Source organism: Chitinophagales bacterium (assembly GCA_019694975.1).
In the GTDB taxonomy this organism is placed as follows: domain Bacteria; phylum Bacteroidota; class Bacteroidia; order Chitinophagales; family UBA10324; genus JACCZZ01.
The window spans coordinates 487,040-505,807 of the sequence record JAIBAY010000002.1; the positions used below are offsets into that span (position 1 = coordinate 487,040).

Genomic DNA, 18,768 nt, shown 5'->3' on the forward strand with positions numbered 1-18,768 from the left:
TGGCGTTGCAACAATGCCTTAAACCGGTATTGTTGAAGGTTGCAGACCATAACTAACGATTCAATAAACCGGGCGCAGGCTAAATGAACAATCAATACTCATTTGCTTTTTTCTTATTAATACTTGTTTTATATTTTATTTTTTGTTATCATTACATGTACAATCAAAACCTCCCAACATGAAAATACTCTACTTCTCCAGGCTGGTAGCAATGATAGTGTTAGGAATCATTAACATGACAGTGTTATCACCGTACGCGATGGGTCAGACATGTGCTGCTCCCTCCGTCATCTTCACCGGTTCCGCTGCACCGGATGTGGCCTCCTTCCAATGGTTGCAGGTTCCGGGTGCGACAAAATATAAACTGCGGATCAAACCCTTTAAAACTCAAACGTGGTCCAATTATTCAGCCACGGTGCCCTTCCTGCAGGTAAGTCCATATGTTGGCTTCTTCACATTTCAGATGAGGAGTATCTGTTCAGTACTAAAAAGCGACTGGTCGCCACAACAGGAAGCCTGCTTCAACTGCAAACTCGAGGTGGAACCTAATAATAAACTGGGCCAGGCTTTGATGACAGAAGGTGCGGAAGAATACTGGGTATATGGCACGGTTTCCGTTGCCGGCGACACCGATTTTTTCTGCATTAAACCATTCCCGGGCGATGGTTTTTTGACTGTTTCCCTGAATTATGGTGGATCTGAAAAATACAGGATTGCAGCATACACAAAAAGCGGAAGCTATATCGGAGCTTCATCAAGTCAATTGAAAAATCTCAATGGAAATGATACCATATGCTTCATGGTGTATGGCAAAGATGCTTCACAATACAACAGTGAAAAGCCATACTCCGTTTTGGTGAAAAGAAGCAGTATGCCACAAAAGTATGGAGCTACCGACCTGTCGGACAATGTAACAACATCCATGCAGCGATTTGATCTATCTGTTTTTCCCAATCCTGCTACGGATGCCATCACCATTATGAGCAACATTTTTACCGCTGATAATCCTGCATCCAGGCAAATCACGATCTATAATTCAATGGGTGAGCGAATCATCCACAAGACACTTGATTTTTACCCAACAGAAGACTACCATATAAACATCAGCGGACTATCACCCGGCATTTACTACCTGCAACTTTCAAGCGCCAATGCGATGGTGACAACAAGTTTTGTTAAGGATTAATCATTTAACCTTCCCTGAAAAAGGTTGCGTGCCGGGCAGCCCTTTTCACGGATGTAAATAAGCTGCTCAGGCCTGTTCACTTGCTTGACTTATCAATTAGCTTATTTATCATGAGCGTCCTTTCGTACCGACTGCAGCAGCAGTAATGCAATGATACTTAATAGGGCCAAAGTTCTATCTTCGCCGCCGCAAATACTTCCTTTGCCCTTCTGCCATGTTAATTATACAGTATAGCCGGCGCCTTGTACCGCTATTTTTCTTTTTGAACCTATATCAGCATTTGTTTGCCGTAACCATGGAAACAGCCGACAGCAGTTCAGGTTCGGATCACAAAGGCAAATTCTATTTTTATTGGGGATACAACGGCTCTGCCTTCACGAACAGCAACATTCATTTTGGCGGCCCTGATTATGATTTCACGGTACAGGATGTAGTTGCCCATGATCGCCCTTCGCCTTTTTCGCTGTCATTATACTTCAACCCGGCCACGGTTTCCATTCCACAGTATAATTACCGGATTGGTTACTTCCTGACTGACCGCTGGAGCATTTCAATCGGCCTGGATCACATGAAGTATGTAATGGACCAAAATCAGACTGCCCTTGTTACCGGAACAATTGATGATGAAGCGGGTGGTATCTATGCAGGAATTTATGATCACACACCGGTGGTGCTGACGGAAGACTTTCTGAAATTTGAACATACAGACGGACTCAACCTGTTAAGTGCGGATGCAGAATACACGGCATCACTGTTCACCTTCCTGCATGATAAAATAAGTTTGTCCGTTTCCTCTGGCATAGGATTCGCTGCAACGATTCCAAGAACTGACGTGCGTGTATTTGGAGACGGCATTAATAATAAATTTCACCTCGCAGGTTATGGTATTTCAGCGAAATCCGGCGCCCGGCTGGAGTTCTTTAAGAACTTTTTCCTGCTTCTGCAATTACGGTCAGGATATATTAACCTTCCGGATATATTGCTAAATGATAACGTGCCGCAACGGGCGAATCAGCACTTCTTCTTCTTAGAATATGCGCTTACTGCAGGCATTACCTTCCCTTTTCACAAGCATTCATAAATGTTGCATACAATGCCTGGAATCACTTCAGGTGAAACAAATTTTCAACACCCGTCATCCTGCGCGTGGTAAATCCTTCCCCATATTGCACGCCGATCATCTTTCCGAGTTCCAGTGCCCTGAAACGCAGGCTCTCGAGGAAATCCGGACGCGAAATATAGGTTTCAGGTTCGCTGGAAGACGGATCAAAAAACTGTGACTGAAAAGCGCGTATCGCTTCCATCTTTTTCTCGAAAAAAGCACTGATGTCCACCACCAGGTCTGGATTAATCCACTCATCCTGTATGTAATGATACACCACCCTTGGCCGCCAGGGATCCTGCTCCATCTCTTCTTCCACCGTAATTACTTTCCTTAATCCCGACAGGAATGCAGCATCTTCCAACAGTTGTGCGCCCCGCCCGTGATCAGAATGCCTGTCACGGATAGCATTCGCAATTACAATTTCAGGTTGATACTTTCTGATCATGCTGATTACCTTCAGTTGATGCGCTTCATCATTCATGAAGAAACCATCACGCATTCCAAGGTTCTCGCGGATATGAACGCCCATAATCTGCGCTGCGGCCTGTGCTTCCTGCAACCGGATCGCAGGTGTACCACGCGTGCCCAACTCGCCATGGGTGAGATCTACAATCCCGGCCTTCAGTCCTTCAGCGATATGTTTCAGCAAGGTGCCGCTGCAGGATAGCTCTACGTCATCGGCATGTGCGCCAAAAGCAAGTATATCAAGTTTCATAAGAGAAAAAGTGTTAACACACGAAATAAAGGAAATTATCGCTGTTGCATTTTTCAGTCAATGGCATGCTGTCTCGAAATTTTATGCTTACAACTAAAAAGATGGTAAAGCTGTTGTAACAGGATTCCGGCAAAACAGCATGAAGATAAAACAAGTTGCACTGAATGCTGTTAAATTTGTAATAAGTGAGCAGCTATGAAGAACAAAGCAAAAGATTATGTCGTACTGGTTAATGAAGCAGGGAGACGGACAGGTATCGCTGAAAAAATGAATGCGCATGAAAAGGGGTTACTCCACCGGGCTTTCAGTGTTTTTATCTTTAATGAAAAAGGTGAAATGCTTTTGCAGCAACGGGCAAAAACCAAGTATCACTTTGGCGGATTATGGACCAATGCCTGCTGCAGCCATCCGAGGCCGGGCGAACGGGTGATGCAAGCTGCAAGAAGAAGACTGCAGGAAGAACTGGGATTTAAAACGCCCTTACTGTTGATTGATACTGTTCAATATTCCTTCTATGATAAAGTAAGCGGACTCACTGAGAAGGAATTTGACTACCTGTTGTTTGGAAAATATAACGGTTCCATTGCAGCGGAGCAGGAGGAAGTGATGGCTGTGCAATGGGTGAATTTTACTGATTTACGCTTCCAGGTCAGGAAATTTCCGGAAAAGTTTACACCCTGGTTTACCCTGATCCTGCAGCAAAAAAAGGTAGTGCAGGAAATTGCGGACTGGATGCAGGATCCATAGAATTTGACGGTGTTAACAGTTAAACAGCAGCATTCAGCCTGTCTGAACAATCATTGTAACTTTATGGCACCAAATTTTCTATAAAGCGTGCTTTTCCAGGCAGGAAAAAATAATCTTCAAAAAGAGCGGAAAAGATGGCATCATACGTGCTTTCTCATCACATTCCGGCTTTTTGATGCTGCCGGGAAAGTCACGAAACACCAAGCATTGAAGTATTTTCCAGCAAGATTGTTAGCCTTTGCCGCAGTATTGCTTTTAGTGTTGGGAACAGGCTGGCATCAGGCGCTGGCGCAATGTGATACCACACGATGGAAAGCATCTATCGATCCCGGTGCCGGCGGAGCCATAACAGAAGTGCTTCCGGCATCTGTGGTTTTTCAAAACGGTGTCCTTTCCGCTTCACCTTCAGTTTCATTTCCCAATCCTTATTATGTCAGCTTTTCCCTTAAGGATACCTTTTGTATAACCAATAATTTTTCGGTGGAAGTAAGATTGAAAAATGATCCGTCGGAAGGTGGCGCTGCAGCAGGCGATACGTGGCTATCACTAAATGGCAGCGGTATCACGGCCGGATGCCTGCTGGAAGGACTACCGTCTTCACAAATTTATACAGGCATCTATGCCGGCAGCAGCTGGATGGGAAATATCCCCGAGCTTGTAATGGATCTTACTTCCTGGCGAACTATAAGACTTGACTTCATCAACAATGTGGTCAATTGGTCTTATGACGGATCTAATTTTTTCTCCATGGGCTATACCGGCAGCATCTGCAATATCAATAACCTGGTGATTGGTTTTCGCGAAGCCGGTAAAGTGGACTATGTGAAAATCCTTGATGTCACCAATACAGCCGTTTATTATGAGGAGTTTAATGATTGCAACAACCTTGCACTTGCTCCAGACTGCGTGCCGCCTGAGGTAAGCGCTTCGGCAGCCAACATTTACTATTGCGAGGGCGATACAATTAAACTTGCAGGATCATCCAACGTATCTGTTCAATATACATGGAGCGGACCGAATGGTTTCTCTTCTGCACTTGCCAATCCTGTAATACCGCATGCGCTGCCTGTGAATGCCGGATGGTATAAACTGACAGGCTATGTTAACCCATGCACACCGGTTAATAAAGATTCAGTTTTTATTACTGTTCATCCTGTAGTTTACACGAGTGCATATCCATTCATCTGCCAGGGTGACTTTTATTTTGCAGGTGGCAACAATCAAACTTCAGGCGGATTGTATTACGACACGCTTGTTTCCTCAGCCGGTTGCGACAGCATTATTCTTACCTATCTGTCTCTGCTGCCAACCTCTTCTTCATCTCTTTCAGTGTCTATTTGCAGCGGCGATTCTTTTTTGGCTGGTGGAAGTTACCGGCATGTGGCCGGCGTTTATCATGATACCCTTATCAATCACTTCGGCTGTGACAGCATTATCACTACCGTATTATCTGTGATTTCACCTGTTTATCACAATGTCAATATTGCCATTTGCGCAGGCGATTCTGTTTTTGCGGGTGGCGACTTCCAGAAGATTGCCGGCATCTACCAGGATACCACACAAGCGTTTACAGGATGTGACAGCATAATTATTACAACGCTTTCAGTGATCGCACCGGTTGTTACTACAATGGATGTTTCCATTTGCGAAGGTCAAAGTTACCAGGCAGGAGGAACACTACAGACGCAGGCCGGTATTTATTTCGACACGCTCACAGCTGCATCAGGATGTGATAGTGTAGTGGCGACTCACCTGCAGGTAATTGCACCGGTAACCGGTTATCGTTCGGTCGCCATTTGTGAACATGATTCATTGCTGACGGGCGGTGCTTATCAGACCGCAGCCGGTTTATATACTGATACGCTCATCAGTGCTGCCGGTTGTGACAGCATACTCACTACGGATCTCCAGATTATTTCACCGGTCATTCACAATGTAAGTGTCTCCATATGCCTGGGAGATTCCATTTTTGCGGGTGGCAGTTTTCAAAGCATGGCCGGCTATTATTATGATACATTGATTGCAACAAGCACGGGTTGCGACAGCATTCTTGTTACGCAATTGCAACTGATTCAGCCTTTGTACACAACCGTGCATGCAAAAATCTGTGCAGGAGATTCATTGTTTGCCGGAGGCAGCTATCAAAATTCTGCCGGCACGTATGCCGACACCCTGCAAAGTGCGCAAGCCTGCGACAGCATCGTTACAACCATTCTTGAAATCATACCACCGGTTTACCAAACGGTTGCAGTGTCCATCTGCAATGGCGACAGTTATTTTGCGGGAGGAAATTTTCAAACTTCTTCCGGGCTTTACATTGATACCCTTCAAAGTGCCACGGGTTGTGATAGCATTCTGACAACCTCTTTGCAGGTTCTTTTCCCGGTATTCGGCAATCAGTCTGCTTCCATTTGTGATGGCGAATCATTTTTCGCAGGTGGTGACTATCAGTACTTAACAGGAAACTATGCTGATACTCTCAATGCCTCCAACGGATGTGACAGCATAGTCATCACACATCTAACCGTTTTATCCAATCCGTTCGTCTACCTTGGCCAGGATACGTCTGTATGCGAAGGAACCGCTGCAATCTTTGATGCAGGCACCGGCTTTGCAACCTATGCATGGAACGATGGCAGCTATCAATCAACACTCAAGGCAACCACAGCCGGATTATATTGGGTACATGTTACTGACCAATCCGGATGCCATGCAGGTGATACCATACTGATTGCCGGCATGCTGAAAAATCCTGCCGGTTTTTTACCGGCTGACAGCAACGTATGTGGTAAATTTTCGAGGATAATTACCGTTCCGGGATATGCTACCTATCAGTGGAGCAATGGCTACACAGCCGAAACATCAATCATTACAGAGGCTGGAACTTATACTTTAACGGTTACGGACACAAACGGATGCCATGGCGATGATGCCATTACTTTTGAATCAGTCTGCCGGAAGGCTGTGATCATGCCGAATGCATTTACACCCAACGGAGATGGATTGAATGATTTCCTGAAACCGGTTTTGCTTGATGAGATTTCAGGCTTTGAACTGCGGATATTCAACCGATGGGGGAAGATGATTTATTATTCAAAAGATCCGGGCGCCGGATGGGACGGTCGGGAAAATAGCGTTCTGTTGCCTGTAGAGGAATATATCTGGACAATACAATATACCAACAGCAATGGTGACGAGCAGTTTGAAAAAGGAAATGTGGCGTTACTCAAGTAGCTGATATTACCAAACTGTTTCTTTCGAATCAGCATCATCTCTTCCACTAATAAATTGATGCAAGCGTAGTCAGGTGAGCTGCGGCAATGATCTGCATCAGCGATTCAAAGTAATCGCAGGTATTAGCACTGGCATCGTAGTTACTTACACAGTCGATACCTTTCTGATAGGCGGTATTGATGTCGTTACGACTGGTGGGAACATAACAAATGGCGAGTGAATAGAATACCACCTTCTCATTTGAAATAACATTGAGATAGAAGCTCGTGGTAACCGGCCCCAGATCTTCATCATTATATTCCTGGTTGCCATTCAGCAATAAATAATCAATTCTCCATTCATCATTCAGCTGATATGCCTTCGTATACCTTGAATCAATTGTCAATCCATGTACATCGGCGCCAAAATTTTCATTGATATTATCAACCACTTCACCCACCGGATTACCTTCATGTTGCACCATGTAATAATACAGGTCGAAATATTCACCATCAGGAAAATTCCGGAGATCTACACTGAATAAATCATAGTCAGCGTCATAGCTCAGCATGGTACCGGATGGTAATGCCAGCATGAACCCATTCCTGATATCCTGGTAAATATCAAATTCAAGCACATCATAGTCAATATGCAGGTTATTCTCTTCAAAATCAGCAGCAAAACTCTCCATATTCTGAGGGTCAATGGCTGTCTGCTGCATCTCTTTTAATGAGCGTGTCTTTGTCTGAAAAAAATCAAAGTTCCCGTAAGAGAATGAATTATAATCATCCACTGGTGCGGCAGCGTAAAGGTTGTTGTTCGTGGCCGGGTCATCATTGCCGGCTGAATTATTGGGTGATACAGGGGTGACATCGCTTTGCTTTACATCAATTAATACTTCAGCAGTATACAGTTGTGATGCATTGCCAAGATTTGCGGGCAACTGCGAAACGGCGGAGGCTTCCAGCGCATCAAGATTTGCAGCCGGAATGCACCAGCTTACATTCATCAGTCCGCGTTCAAGGCCACCGTCACCAATGCCAATCAATTCATTTTTCATATTGAAGACCGGAGCACCGGAAAACCCGGGCAACAAACTTCCGCTTAAGAAATAAATCGGCAATTTCATGGACGGAAAACCCAATGTACTTAACTGCGTTTTATCTTCCGGTCTCACGAGAAATTCCAGCGTCTCCGGATTAGCATGGCCCTTCTCCAATGCCTGCGTCTGATCGCCTTTCGATCCGCCATTAAACCCTATGGCATAAATCTTCTCCGCAAAGGCCACTTCGCCCTGGTGATACGATGTCAACGGAATCAGTTCATCACTTACAGGATCAGCAGTGATGTTGGTCTCCAGCAATACAAGATCGCCCGGCTGATATACTTTTATCACTGATGCCTCCCTGATATTGTTTCCCGGGTAAACCACCTGCACCTTCCCTCCAACTTTCATAGCATGCAGGGAAGTTACCACCCATGATTTTTTCTTCCACATAAATCCGCTGCAGACACCCATTTTTGAGCCGCCGGTCACCATCACTTTCACCAATGACTTTTCTGCCAATGCCGGCTTGAATTGCGCAAAAGCGGGCAGCATCAGCGCCTGCATCCAAATCAGAACAACTATGTACTTAGTCATGGTTTAAAATTTTTGCAAGTGATAAGAACAATGTCTTCTGATACGAGGTTGAAATATCTCCGCTTAATTTGTCAACAATGGTTTTCCATGTTTTGCCGGCAGCATTCAGTGTTTTTTTTATTTCATTCAGTGACTGCGTGCTGTTCAGCTTTGCTACCGCATCATTTTTAGGAATTTTCACTACACCACCGGCACCATTACTGCAGAATATATCGCGCAAGCTGAACAATGCTTCAATATAAACGCCATCAGGCAATCCCTTGCCCAACTCATCTGCCAGCTCCTTCCAGGTTCCGCCAGCCTGTTCAAATGTGTTTTTGATTTGTGACAAAGGCTTGTCCTTGTCAGTCATATCGAGGATATAACATTGACTTGCATCAATCTCAGAAGAGTAGAGCACGTTTCTTCTTGCTGCACCGGATTCATTAGGATCGGCAAACTGATATCCTGCGCTCTGCTGTTTTGTAACAGGTGCAGCAGACGCAACAGATTCGGTTTCGCCCGACGATGCCGTGCTTTCATCTGCTTCCGATTCAACTGACTCCCCGGGACTTTCGCTTGATGCCGCCGCGCCGCCGCTTTTCCATGCTGCCGGCACCAGGTTGAATTCGCGATAGGCAATAAAATCAAGTGCCTGCTGCCTGCTGAACCCAACTTTCACATACTCCTGCAACATTTTTTCGCGCGATGGCATCAGACCATTGTTGGTTCTGATATACATGCCGGCAACAATTCCCCCGACACAGAAAAATCCGAATGTGCCGATACGTATACTTTTTAACGGACTCAGAAATTTATCATCAAGCCCGAGCAACACCGCAAGCATCCCGGATAACACACCAATAATGCCGCTTACAACAGGTGATACGGCAAGGCCTAACAACATGCCAAGCAGGAGACCGATTCCTGCACCATTTAAGACTGCGGTGACCACTTCCGGAACGGAAGTCCTCGTTGTCACAACTTCCTCAGTCGCCGGTTGATTCGTTACAGCACTGTCTTCTGTTGTCTCCTGGATATTTGCAGTGTCAGTTGTTTCGGGTTTATCATCTGCCGGTTCATTGGCCTCGCTCATAAGCAATGGTTTTAATTTTTGAAAAACAGCTTGCAACATTGATGACAGTCTATTCATGGCTTACTCAATCATTTGTTACCGTGAACTCATCATTTCAAGTGTGTCTAAGGACATTGACATCGTAATGTCTTAACAATTTACTTTCCCATACGCTGCATCAACACTCAAGATATATAAAAAGAAGGATTGCGAAAGAATCAAAGTCTGCTGTTATTCAAACTCAGCGCAATTTGTGATAGCAATTATTGCTTTTGCAATCAGCCATCTGATTAAAATGACTGTCAAATATTAAGGTGGGAAGACTGATTGTTGTGATAAGCAACCATTGAAGATATAAGTGCGGAGAGAAAGGGATTCGAACCCCTGGTCCCGTGAAGGACAACGGTTTTCAAGACCGCCGCATTAGACCGCTCTGCCATCTCTCCGGGGTCAAAGATATGTGCTGATTCCCGGAAATCAAATTATCGCGTTACTTCATTGTGATATGCTGTACCGGATAAGCCAAAACAGCCAATCATAATTGCACTATCTTTAATCCTTATGCTATGGCACTGAAAGATAATTTCTCACGCCAGTCAGAACATTATGCGAAGTTCCGGCCACACTACCCGGAAAAAATGTTCGACTTCATCTTACGTAATGTACCGGGCCGGCAATGTGCCTGGGATGTAGCGACCGGTAATGGTCAGGTGGCCGGTATGCTGGCGAAACATTTTGAGCTGGTGATGGCATCTGATATCAGTGAAAATCAGTTACGTCATGCTGTTCAGCGCCGGAATATTCTGTATAAGCTGGAAAATGCTGAACATTCATCCTTTGCAGATAATACGTTTGATCTGATTACGGTAGCACAGGCAGTTCACTGGTTTAAGTTTGATGCTTTTTTCAGTGAAGTAAAACGAACCCTGAAGCAGGGCGGCATCATCGCCGTCATTGGTTACCCTTTATTCCGGTTAGATGATGAGGTTGACGCACTGATATGGAAATTTTATAGCGAAACGCTGCACGGTTATTGGGATCCGGAGCGGAAGTATCTCGACGAAATGTATAATACCATTCCATTTCCTTTCACCGAAATTGCTTCACCGTCATTTGAAATGGAGTATGAATGGACCATGGATCAGCTTACCGGATTTTTACGCACCTGGTCGGCGGTAAATCATTATTTATTGAAGCATGGAACTAATCCGGTTGACATTTTTGAATTGTCATTGAAGCAGATCTGGGAAGAAGGGGCAAAGAAAACAATTCATTTTCCACTCTTATTGAAATTGGGCCGCATTGAATGACATCCTCCTGTCAGTATATTGCCCCAGATCTTATGAAATCAAACATTGCATCAACCGTTGACACTGTTTAATGATATTCAGATGCCAATCAACTGTTTCAGTTTATTATAACCTGTTCTGCTTACAGGGATTTTCTGCCCACCCTTAAGTATTGCCAGGTGGCTTTCCTTTTCATAAGGTTCAATACGCGTGATAAAGTGAATGTTTACTATGTACGATCGGTGCGTGCGCACAAACTGCTGCGCATCCATCACCTGCTCGAAGAAACTCATCGTTTTGTTTTTCAGAAAATATCCTTCAGCGGTGATGATCTTCACATAATCATCTGCCGCCTCCAGGTATTGAATATCATGCACAGGAACAATCTTGATCTTACCACCATCTTTTACTATGATACGCTGATGCATTGCCTGCGATTGTGCCAGTGCATCTATGGTTACCGCCGCCGCTTCTGTCCCGCGCAATCCCGTCTTATGCTGTTCCATCCATTTTTGTATCGCTTTGTCAAATCTTTCCTTGCTGAATGGTTTGAGAAGGTAATCCACGGCATGCGCATCAAAGGCGCGGACAGCGTAAGCTTCAAAAGCTGTGGTGAAAATGACGGCCGGAGGATCCTCGATCAGCTCCAGCATTTCAAACCCTGTGATTTTGGGCATCTGAATGTCCAGGAATATCAGCTCCGGCTGATGCTGCTGAATGGCTTTCAAACCTTCAAAACCATCTCCGCATTCCTGCACTACCGCAATGTCAGCATAGGATTGAAGGAATTCCAGCAACATGGTTCTTGCCAGGGGTTCATCATCTATTACAATTGCCTTAATCATGGTGCTGAGGAATTTTTATGATGGTTGTGTATAGATGATCTTCCATCGTTGTGGTAAGTAAGTCGTTGCGTGCAAACAATAAATATAACCGGCGTTCCACCGATTTTAGTCCGAAACCGGTTCCGGCAATGGCCGGTGAAGTAGCAGGATCAAACGGGTTCTGAATGGTGATTACCAACTGACTTCCCTCTTTATGCGCAAATAGCCGTATCACCACTGTTGCCGTGGTATCATACAATCCGAATTTGATTGCATTTTCCACCACAGGCTGCAGCAGTAATACAGGCAACACCAGTTGTTCCGTTTCCGCATCACATACAATTTCCGTGGCAAGCCTGTGTCCAAAACGCACCTTCTCAATAGATAAATACAACTGCAGGTGTTTCAGTTCTTCGGCCAAAACCGCCCATTGCTGATCGTCATTTTTTAAAGTGCCTCTCAGGAAATCGGCGAGCTGTTGTATCATCCTGCGTGCTTCTTCCGGTCGTGTTCCAATCAGGGCATTTACAGAGTTCAGGCTGTTGAACAGGAAATGCGGTTGCAGCTGCTGCCTCAGATTGAACAACTCCGCCTCCCTCGATAATCGGATCGCATCAGCCTTGCGTTGTTCATTTTCCTTTTGTTCCTGGATGGTATACCACAACACACTCAACATGGCCATGCATCCGATTGAAAGAAATGCTATGCAGGCCCGTATCAACATTGATTTATCCATGAAGTCCCGGTAATGATCATCCACCGGATGAATATACAAAAGCACCCAACGGCATAAAACCAGGCTCGCCGCACTTAATCCAACACTCCAAAGCAGCAGATACCAGTAACGGTTCTGCTGCGGCAGGTAATACCGGAAATTGTTTATGACGAGTAAGCAGGCCGAAGCCAGCATTAGTATCGTGATGGCCGCATCAGTTAAAGAAATTATCCAGCTGAAACTGAGGTCATGCACTACGATTACATGTAGTGTTCCCCAGAGGAGCCAAAACAAGACAAATGCAAGGCGAAACTTATTGGCGGAGAGTGGCGAGGTCGACAAGCAGTATGATCTAAGTGGCTTTGAAGTTAGTGATTGAAGCGACAGGGATTCATATTAAAGACTTTTTCTGAGAACATGCAACATGTCCTTTTCTTTAAGAATAAAGGATTCAGGTCCTGATGAAAAATTGCGGATGTGACATGCATGAACATGTTGCCCTTTTTTTCGGAAGAAATAAGCCCGGTATTTTAAGACAAGCTATCAGCAGTCACAAAACTATTATCTGATACGGCCTTTGCCTTTACCGTATTGAACCGCAGCGCTCTTTGATGTATCAGGCTGATATATCCTTCCGCATCTTCAGGTTCATGAATGGATGAAAGCAATTCAGCACCATCAGCAATTGATACCAATGGATTCAATTCGGGCACACCGATAAACTTCCATTGCACCCGTTTACCATCTGTACTGATGAATTCATCCTGTTCAAAAATTCCGATGCTGTGCGCCTTTTTACAGGCAGCTGCTTCGTCCACAGCTTTAATCAGCCTTAACTGTTCATCAAATTGCGGCTGATGCAATCCGTCACCACAGATAATACGGAAAACAATTTTTGCGATGTACCAATGCATGGTTTACGGTTAGTGCTTTCTTGGGTTAAAATGTTTATGATTGTTTACACGGCCTTCAATCTGTTCAGGAGCAAGCCCTTATTTTGTATAACTGTGGATTTCCAGTCCTCCCAGGATACACACTCCTTTCAGCACTACAACCTTATCGTGGTCAGCATTGGATGCAAGTACCATCCGTTTATCTTCAATGCCGCCTAATACCGAAACAAGCTCCGACTTTACAACCCAGTTAGATGGCAGAATAAGTTTTGTTCCGCCCAGCACTACGGTGACCTCCATCACCACCCTGCCATTGATGTCGGCCTGCGACAGATCAATTTCACTGCCACCGAAAATGCTTACCACATCGCCACCTTTGAAATTCTTCGACAGGATCACTTTCTTGATGCCGCCCAGCACAGAGGTTGTATCAATAAAATCATCTTCCGAATAGGCACTATGGCTGAAAGTTGATGAAGCTACTCCCGGCGAAGAAAAGTCGCTTTCATTGCCCCGTTCTGCAGTATAACGCCGTCCCCTTGGCTTAATCATCAGCCACATGCCCAGTATGATAATAAATACGGGCCAGAGATAGTGACGCAGGGCCATGTCAGGATAGACGTCCTCCAGCATGAAGGCACCTCCGGCTAAAATCAGGATCAACCATCCGCTGCCTTTAAACTGGCTCTGTACGCCAATGCCAATACCCAGCACAATTAAGAAAGTTTTCCAGGTGAATAGCCAATAGGGAAACACTGCACCCAGCGACTGTAATAACCAGCCAAGACCAATCATCAGCAACAGCAAGCCTAACCAAACATTGTTGTTAGTGCCTCTTTTTGAATCATTATTTTCCACGAGTTTCATTTTTTTGAATCAAAAGTATAGATGGTGCCATCGCTGCGCAAGCAGAATTGGGCTAATCACCTCTACCAATCGGCGAAAGCCCGGATTTATCCGGTGAATACTATTGCTGCCATCAGCTGTTTTCATACGCTTTGTCGTGCTTAAACTACGCTTCATCAGCAACAGCATGGCCGCCCGGCTGCCTCCATTGATATTTGCTTCGTAAAAAATAACCATCCCGCAAAATGAAAAAAACAGACTCCCTGGCCTGTCAAGCAGCTTCAAAAGGTAATAGTAAACCTGCCGGCCGCATGTTCCTTTTCCTGCAGATTATAATCAGCCTCACCGTTGCTGTTGCCAACGGACAATCATTGAAACAAACCGTTCGTGGTACTGTTGCTGATGTTGACTCGAAGGAACCACTGATTGGCGCAGTATTGTTCTTCCCTGCTTTAAAGATGGGAAGCACCACCGACGAAAACGGCACATTCAAAATAAGTGATGTACCCGTAGGACGATATACAATGCAATGCACCTACCTTGGATATGAAGATCAGACTGTGGCTGATGTCATCATCACATCCGGAAAAGAAGTGGTACTCAACATTTACCTGGCAGAAAAAGTAAATGAACTGAATGAAGTAGTCGTGACTTACGACCGCAAAAAGGACAATAGCGTTACCAACAATGATATGACTGTGGTGAGCTCAAGATCTTTCAATATTGAAGATACAAAACGCTATGCCGGCAGTTTGGGTGACCCTTCCCGCATGGCGGCTAATTTTGCCGGTGTCAGTGGCGCGAACGATGCACGCAACGATATTATCATCCGCGGCAATGCACCATCCGGCCTGCTTTGGCAACTGGAAGGTCTGAACATTCCCAACCCGAATCACTTTGGCGCACTGGGCTCTACCGGAGGGCCGGTAAGCATGCTGAATAACAATGTGCTCGACAAGTCTGATTTTATGACGAGTGCATTTCCTGCACAATATGGCAATGCACTCAGTGGTGTGTTTGATCTGAAGATGCGTAATGGTAATAATGAACGCCTTGAGGTTCTCGGGCAAATCGGATTCAATGGATTCGAACTGGGACTGGAAGGACCATTTTCCAAAAACACGAAATCGTCGTACCTCATCAACTATCGCTATTCCACATTAGGCGTATTTCAACAGATAGGAATTGATTTCGGAACCGGCGCAGCAACGCCCAATTACCAGGATCTGAATCTTAAACTGAATTTCAAGGTACGCAATGGAAACCTCTCCATTTTCGGATTGGGTGGCACCAGTGATGTGAGTTTTCTGGGTAATGAGACTGATACCTCCAAGCTTGACTTCTATGGCAGCCGCTACACCAATACAATCGTCAGGTATAAATCAGGTGTAGCCGGTATAAATTATGAAGTGAATCTTTCACCGAAAAGTATCAGCAGCATCACCCTTGGTTTGTCAGGCACGGATGAATATTTCCATGGTGATTCCATCAGCTATACCACCCTCGAAGAAATTCCTGCAGGAAACGCATCCTTCAAAACACAGAAGTATTCGCTTAACTACACTTTTACCCATAAGCTGAATGCAAAAAACACCTGGTCAGCCGGTATAACATCAGACCTCATTAATGCTGACTTATTCAACGAAGAAATTCACAACGGCACGGAGTACATAACCAATGTAGAGACGAACACCTTTACAATGCTCGGCCAGGCATTCGCTCAATGGAAACACCGGTTCAATGACAGATTGACTTTTAAAGGTGGTATGAATCTATTGCTGCTCACCTTAAACAATTCGCTGGCGCTCGATCCGCGCATTGGCTTCACCTACCGGCTTACAGGCAATAAGAGCATCAGCCTTGGCTACGCTGTTGTTAGCAGGATGCAGGCTTACTCGTTGTATACCATCCGGACACCACAAGAAAACGGTTACACGCTGACAAATGAAAATCTTGGATTCACCAGGGCACACCATCTTGTACTTGGCTATGACTGGTTGATTACCGAACAACTGAACCTGAAAGCGGAAGCTTACGTGCAACACCTGTTTAATGTGCCGGTAGAACAACACAGCAGCTCGTATTCCGCACTAAATACCGGCGACGGTTTCGCGCCTGATTTCACCGACAGCCTTGTTAATAACGGAACCGGCAATAACTATGGATTGGAAATCACGCTGGAAAAATACTTCAGCAAAGGATACTATCTGTTGTCCACCGTTTCTCTCTTTAATTCAAAATATAAAGGAAGTGATGACATCGTACGCAATACTGCTTTCAATCAACACTATGTAATCAACCTGCTTGGAGGGAAAGAAATCGTGGTTGGGAAAAAAGGCAATGCACTCGGGCTGGACGTGAAATTTACGACTGCCGGTGGCAAATATCTCACACCGATTGACGAAGAGGCGTCTGCCATCAGCGGCAGTGAGATACGCAATGAGGATCTTGCATATTCCGAACAACAAAGTGCTTACCTGCGGCTTGATACTAAGATTTACTTCCGCGAAAATTACAAGGGATTGTCTATGGAGTTTTCGCTCGACCTGCAAAACCTGACCAATCATCAGAATGTGTTTACGCAGCACTATGATCCGTACAATAATAAAATCGTTACCGAATATCAGCAGGGATTCTTTCCTGTGCCAACATTCAAAATGACCTTTTAGAAAAATCAAAAGCAGCATCATCCTGTTTGATGCATTAATAAATCAGATCATCTCATTACGAAAATGCGAATACATTTGTCCACAGATAACCGGTACATGCCTGCCGGACTACATCTAACCGCTGACCATCAGCACAGCCTATGACTGACCTACTGAAACCCGTTCTGATAATGCACATTGTAGCCGGCACCGCAGCATTATTTTCAGGATCCATTTCCATTGTTGCAGAGAAGGGACTTATCGTACACCGTACAAGTGGCAAGGTGTATTTCTGGTCAATGCTGATTGTCGCCTGCACTGCCGCAATCATGTCGCTCGCAAAAGACCTTGATTTTTTCCTGATGCTGTCAATGTTTGCCTGTTACGCCGCATATGCGGGCTATCGCAGCATTCGCAACAAGAGGAGAAGAGCAAGCATATTGGATTGGCTGATGCTGTGCGCTGCACTGATCACCTGTGCAAGCATGCTGCTGTCCGGAAACCTGGTGCTGACGATATTCGGAGCTATCTTTGCCATGCTGTCGGTGAATGATGCACGCGACTTTTTAAAAAGAGAACCGTTAACTGTCCGGAGCAAAAGATGGCTGGTTGTGCACATCGCAAGAATGATGACTGCATACATTGCCACTACAACAGCTTTTGTGGTCGTAAACGTGAGTGATGCAATGCCACAGCAACTTAATGCATTAATCTGGCTGGCGCCTACCATAGTATTCACACCACTGATCTTTTTCTTCATCAGAAAATACACCGGCAGCAAGCAGGCATTACTTACTGCAGCAATTAACGAATAATGCGTATCCTGCAGTGAACCGAAACAAAAAGAACGTAGTGGAATGAGAACCTGGACCTACTCGCTGATCGGATTTATCCTGATTGTTTCCCTCGCTTTACTGATCAATATCTACACGCTCGATTGCTCGAAAGAAGAGTTAGTGATTGAGGTTTTTTTCACGTCATTCATTTGCATTGCAACATGGAGCGGAAGCTATTTTATTGACCGTTACATCTGTGAAAGAATATCCGATTGGCATAAGGCACCTGTAAGAAGGTTGCTGCTCTCCTACTTCCTCAGCGGATCCTATGCCATTTTGCTCATCATCACAGCATTCCGGGTCCGCGAATGGCTTGATCCTGCAGTTGTAATCGAAACCCAGAAATATATTTTCTATTCGGTTTTTTCATTGCTCATCACCTTGCTGGTTATTTCCAACTACGCCATCTCTGATTTTATGAAACAATGGCAGGCATCTGAATTGAAAGCAGAGCACATGAAGCAACAAATGCTGCAGAGTGAATATGAGTCGCTGAAGAACCAGGTGAATCCCCATTTTCTTTTCAACTCGCTGAATACATTAACAGCACTTATCGGCGAAGACCCTGAAAAAGCGACAGACTTCGTGCAAAAACTATCCAGGGTTTTCCGCTATGCATTGCAAAACCAAGAAAAAACCACGATCACGCTTGGCAGCGAGTTAGAGATCGTGCGTGCATATCTTTTTATTCAGAAGATGCGGTTCGGTGATAATCTTCAATTTGAGATTGCCATTCCGGAATCCGGCATGCATACGGAAGTAATCACCCAAGGCTTACTCACCCTGGTGGAGAATGCGATTAAACACAATGAAGCATCAGACGAAAATCCGCTGACCATCCGGATTGCACTGGAAGACAATAAATACATTGTTGTCAGCAATAACCTGCAGCGAAAGAATATGACACAGCCATCCACCGGCATTGGTTTGCCAAATATCATCAGCCGGTGCGAGAGCCTGACGGATGTGCCGGTTGTCATCCTGGAAGAACAAAATCAATTCATTGTCAAACTGCCTGCCATCGTTTCCAAACGGTAGTACTGTGTAACAGCGGC

General features: G+C 45.0%; 15 protein-coding genes and 1 tRNA gene. 8 read left to right on the plus strand and 8 right to left on the minus strand.

The window, feature by feature from the left end; genetic code table 11:
• The first annotated feature begins 178 nt into the window (after positions 1 to 178).
• Together K1X61_05175 and K1X61_05180 are read left to right on the plus strand one after the other, a co-directional pair.
• The gene (locus K1X61_05175) at positions 179 to 1,186 is read left to right on the plus strand and encodes a T9SS type A sorting domain-containing protein (protein ID MBX7108022.1); all 1,008 of its coding nucleotides are present in this window, start codon (positions 179 to 181) and stop codon (positions 1,184 to 1,186) included.
• Positions 1,187 to 1,481: 295 nt separating this feature from the next.
• Positions 1,482 to 2,267, plus strand: coding sequence for a hypothetical protein (locus K1X61_05180; protein ID MBX7108023.1), 786 nt, complete (start codon positions 1,482 to 1,484; stop codon positions 2,265 to 2,267).
• Between the two features lie 22 nt (positions 2,268 to 2,289).
• Here K1X61_05180 and bshB1 read toward each other — a convergent pair whose 3' ends face one another.
• A complete protein-coding gene (gene bshB1, locus K1X61_05185) occupies positions 2,290 to 3,006 on the minus strand; it encodes a bacillithiol biosynthesis deacetylase BshB1 (protein ID MBX7108024.1) in 717 nt (238 codons plus the stop codon).
• A gap of 195 nt (positions 3,007 to 3,201) precedes the next feature.
• Between bshB1 and idi the strand changes: the two genes are divergently transcribed.
• Both idi and K1X61_05195 read left to right on the plus strand, forming a co-directional pair.
• Positions 3,202 to 3,753, plus strand: coding sequence for an isopentenyl-diphosphate Delta-isomerase (idi, locus tag K1X61_05190; protein MBX7108025.1), 552 nt, complete (start codon positions 3,202 to 3,204; stop codon positions 3,751 to 3,753).
• 207 nt (positions 3,754 to 3,960) lie between these two features.
• Positions 3,961 to 6,987, plus strand: coding sequence for a gliding motility-associated C-terminal domain-containing protein (locus K1X61_05195; protein ID MBX7108026.1), 3,027 nt, complete (start codon positions 3,961 to 3,963; stop codon positions 6,985 to 6,987).
• Positions 6,988 to 7,033: 46 nt separating this feature from the next.
• Here K1X61_05195 and K1X61_05200 read toward each other — a convergent pair whose 3' ends face one another.
• The 3 genes from K1X61_05200 to K1X61_05210 form a co-directional block, all read right to left on the minus strand.
• Positions 7,034 to 8,608 (minus strand): serine protease, encoded by a 1,575-nt coding sequence (locus tag K1X61_05200; protein ID MBX7108027.1) that lies wholly within the window; start codon positions 8,606 to 8,608, stop codon positions 7,034 to 7,036.
• A complete protein-coding gene (locus K1X61_05205; protein ID MBX7108028.1) occupies positions 8,601 to 9,683 on the minus strand; it encodes a hypothetical protein in 1,083 nt (360 codons plus the stop codon). Before K1X61_05205 ends, K1X61_05200 begins: the two co-directional genes overlap by 8 nt.
• 340 nt (positions 9,684 to 10,023) lie before the next feature.
• Positions 10,024 to 10,108 (minus strand) — tRNA-Ser (locus K1X61_05210).
• Positions 10,109 to 10,228: 120 nt separating this feature from the next.
• Between K1X61_05210 and K1X61_05215 the strand changes: the two genes are divergently transcribed.
• Positions 10,229 to 10,972: a class I SAM-dependent methyltransferase gene (locus K1X61_05215; protein MBX7108029.1), complete on the plus strand. Its 744-nt coding sequence runs from the start codon at positions 10,229 to 10,231 to the stop codon at positions 10,970 to 10,972.
• A gap of 77 nt (positions 10,973 to 11,049) precedes the next feature.
• Here the strand turns inward: K1X61_05215 and K1X61_05220 are convergent, their stop codons facing one another.
• From K1X61_05220 to K1X61_05235, 4 genes are all read right to left on the minus strand, one after another.
• Positions 11,050 to 11,796, minus strand: coding sequence for a LytTR family transcriptional regulator DNA-binding domain-containing protein (locus K1X61_05220; protein ID MBX7108030.1), 747 nt, complete (start codon positions 11,794 to 11,796; stop codon positions 11,050 to 11,052).
• Positions 11,789 to 12,832, minus strand: coding sequence for a histidine kinase (locus K1X61_05225; protein ID MBX7108031.1), 1,044 nt, complete (start codon positions 12,830 to 12,832; stop codon positions 11,789 to 11,791). The genes K1X61_05220 and K1X61_05225 overlap by 8 nt, the downstream gene beginning before the upstream one ends.
• Before the next feature lie 188 nt (positions 12,833 to 13,020).
• Entirely contained in the window at positions 13,021 to 13,404 is a 384-nt protein-coding gene (locus K1X61_05230) for a DUF4288 domain-containing protein (GenBank protein MBX7108032.1), read from the minus strand.
• 78 nt (positions 13,405 to 13,482) lie between these two features.
• Positions 13,483 to 14,250, minus strand: coding sequence for a cell wall-active antibiotics response protein (locus tag K1X61_05235; GenBank protein ID MBX7108033.1), 768 nt, complete (start codon positions 14,248 to 14,250; stop codon positions 13,483 to 13,485).
• 224 nt (positions 14,251 to 14,474) lie between these two features.
• Here K1X61_05235 and K1X61_05240 point away from each other — a divergent pair, with 224 nt between their 5' ends.
• From K1X61_05240 to K1X61_05250, 3 genes are all read left to right on the plus strand, one after another.
• Positions 14,475 to 16,898 carry a TonB-dependent receptor gene (locus K1X61_05240; protein MBX7108034.1) on the plus strand — a complete coding sequence of 808 codons (2,424 nt, stop codon included), beginning with the start codon at positions 14,475 to 14,477 and terminating at the stop codon, positions 16,896 to 16,898.
• Positions 16,899 to 17,038: 140 nt separating this feature from the next.
• Positions 17,039 to 17,692, plus strand: coding sequence for a DUF2306 domain-containing protein (locus tag K1X61_05245; GenBank protein MBX7108035.1), 654 nt, complete (start codon positions 17,039 to 17,041; stop codon positions 17,690 to 17,692).
• A 42-nt stretch (positions 17,693 to 17,734) separates the two neighbouring features.
• A complete protein-coding gene (locus K1X61_05250) occupies positions 17,735 to 18,751 on the plus strand; it encodes a histidine kinase (protein MBX7108036.1) in 1,017 nt (338 codons plus the stop codon).
• Positions 18,752 to 18,768: the final 17 nt, after the last annotated feature.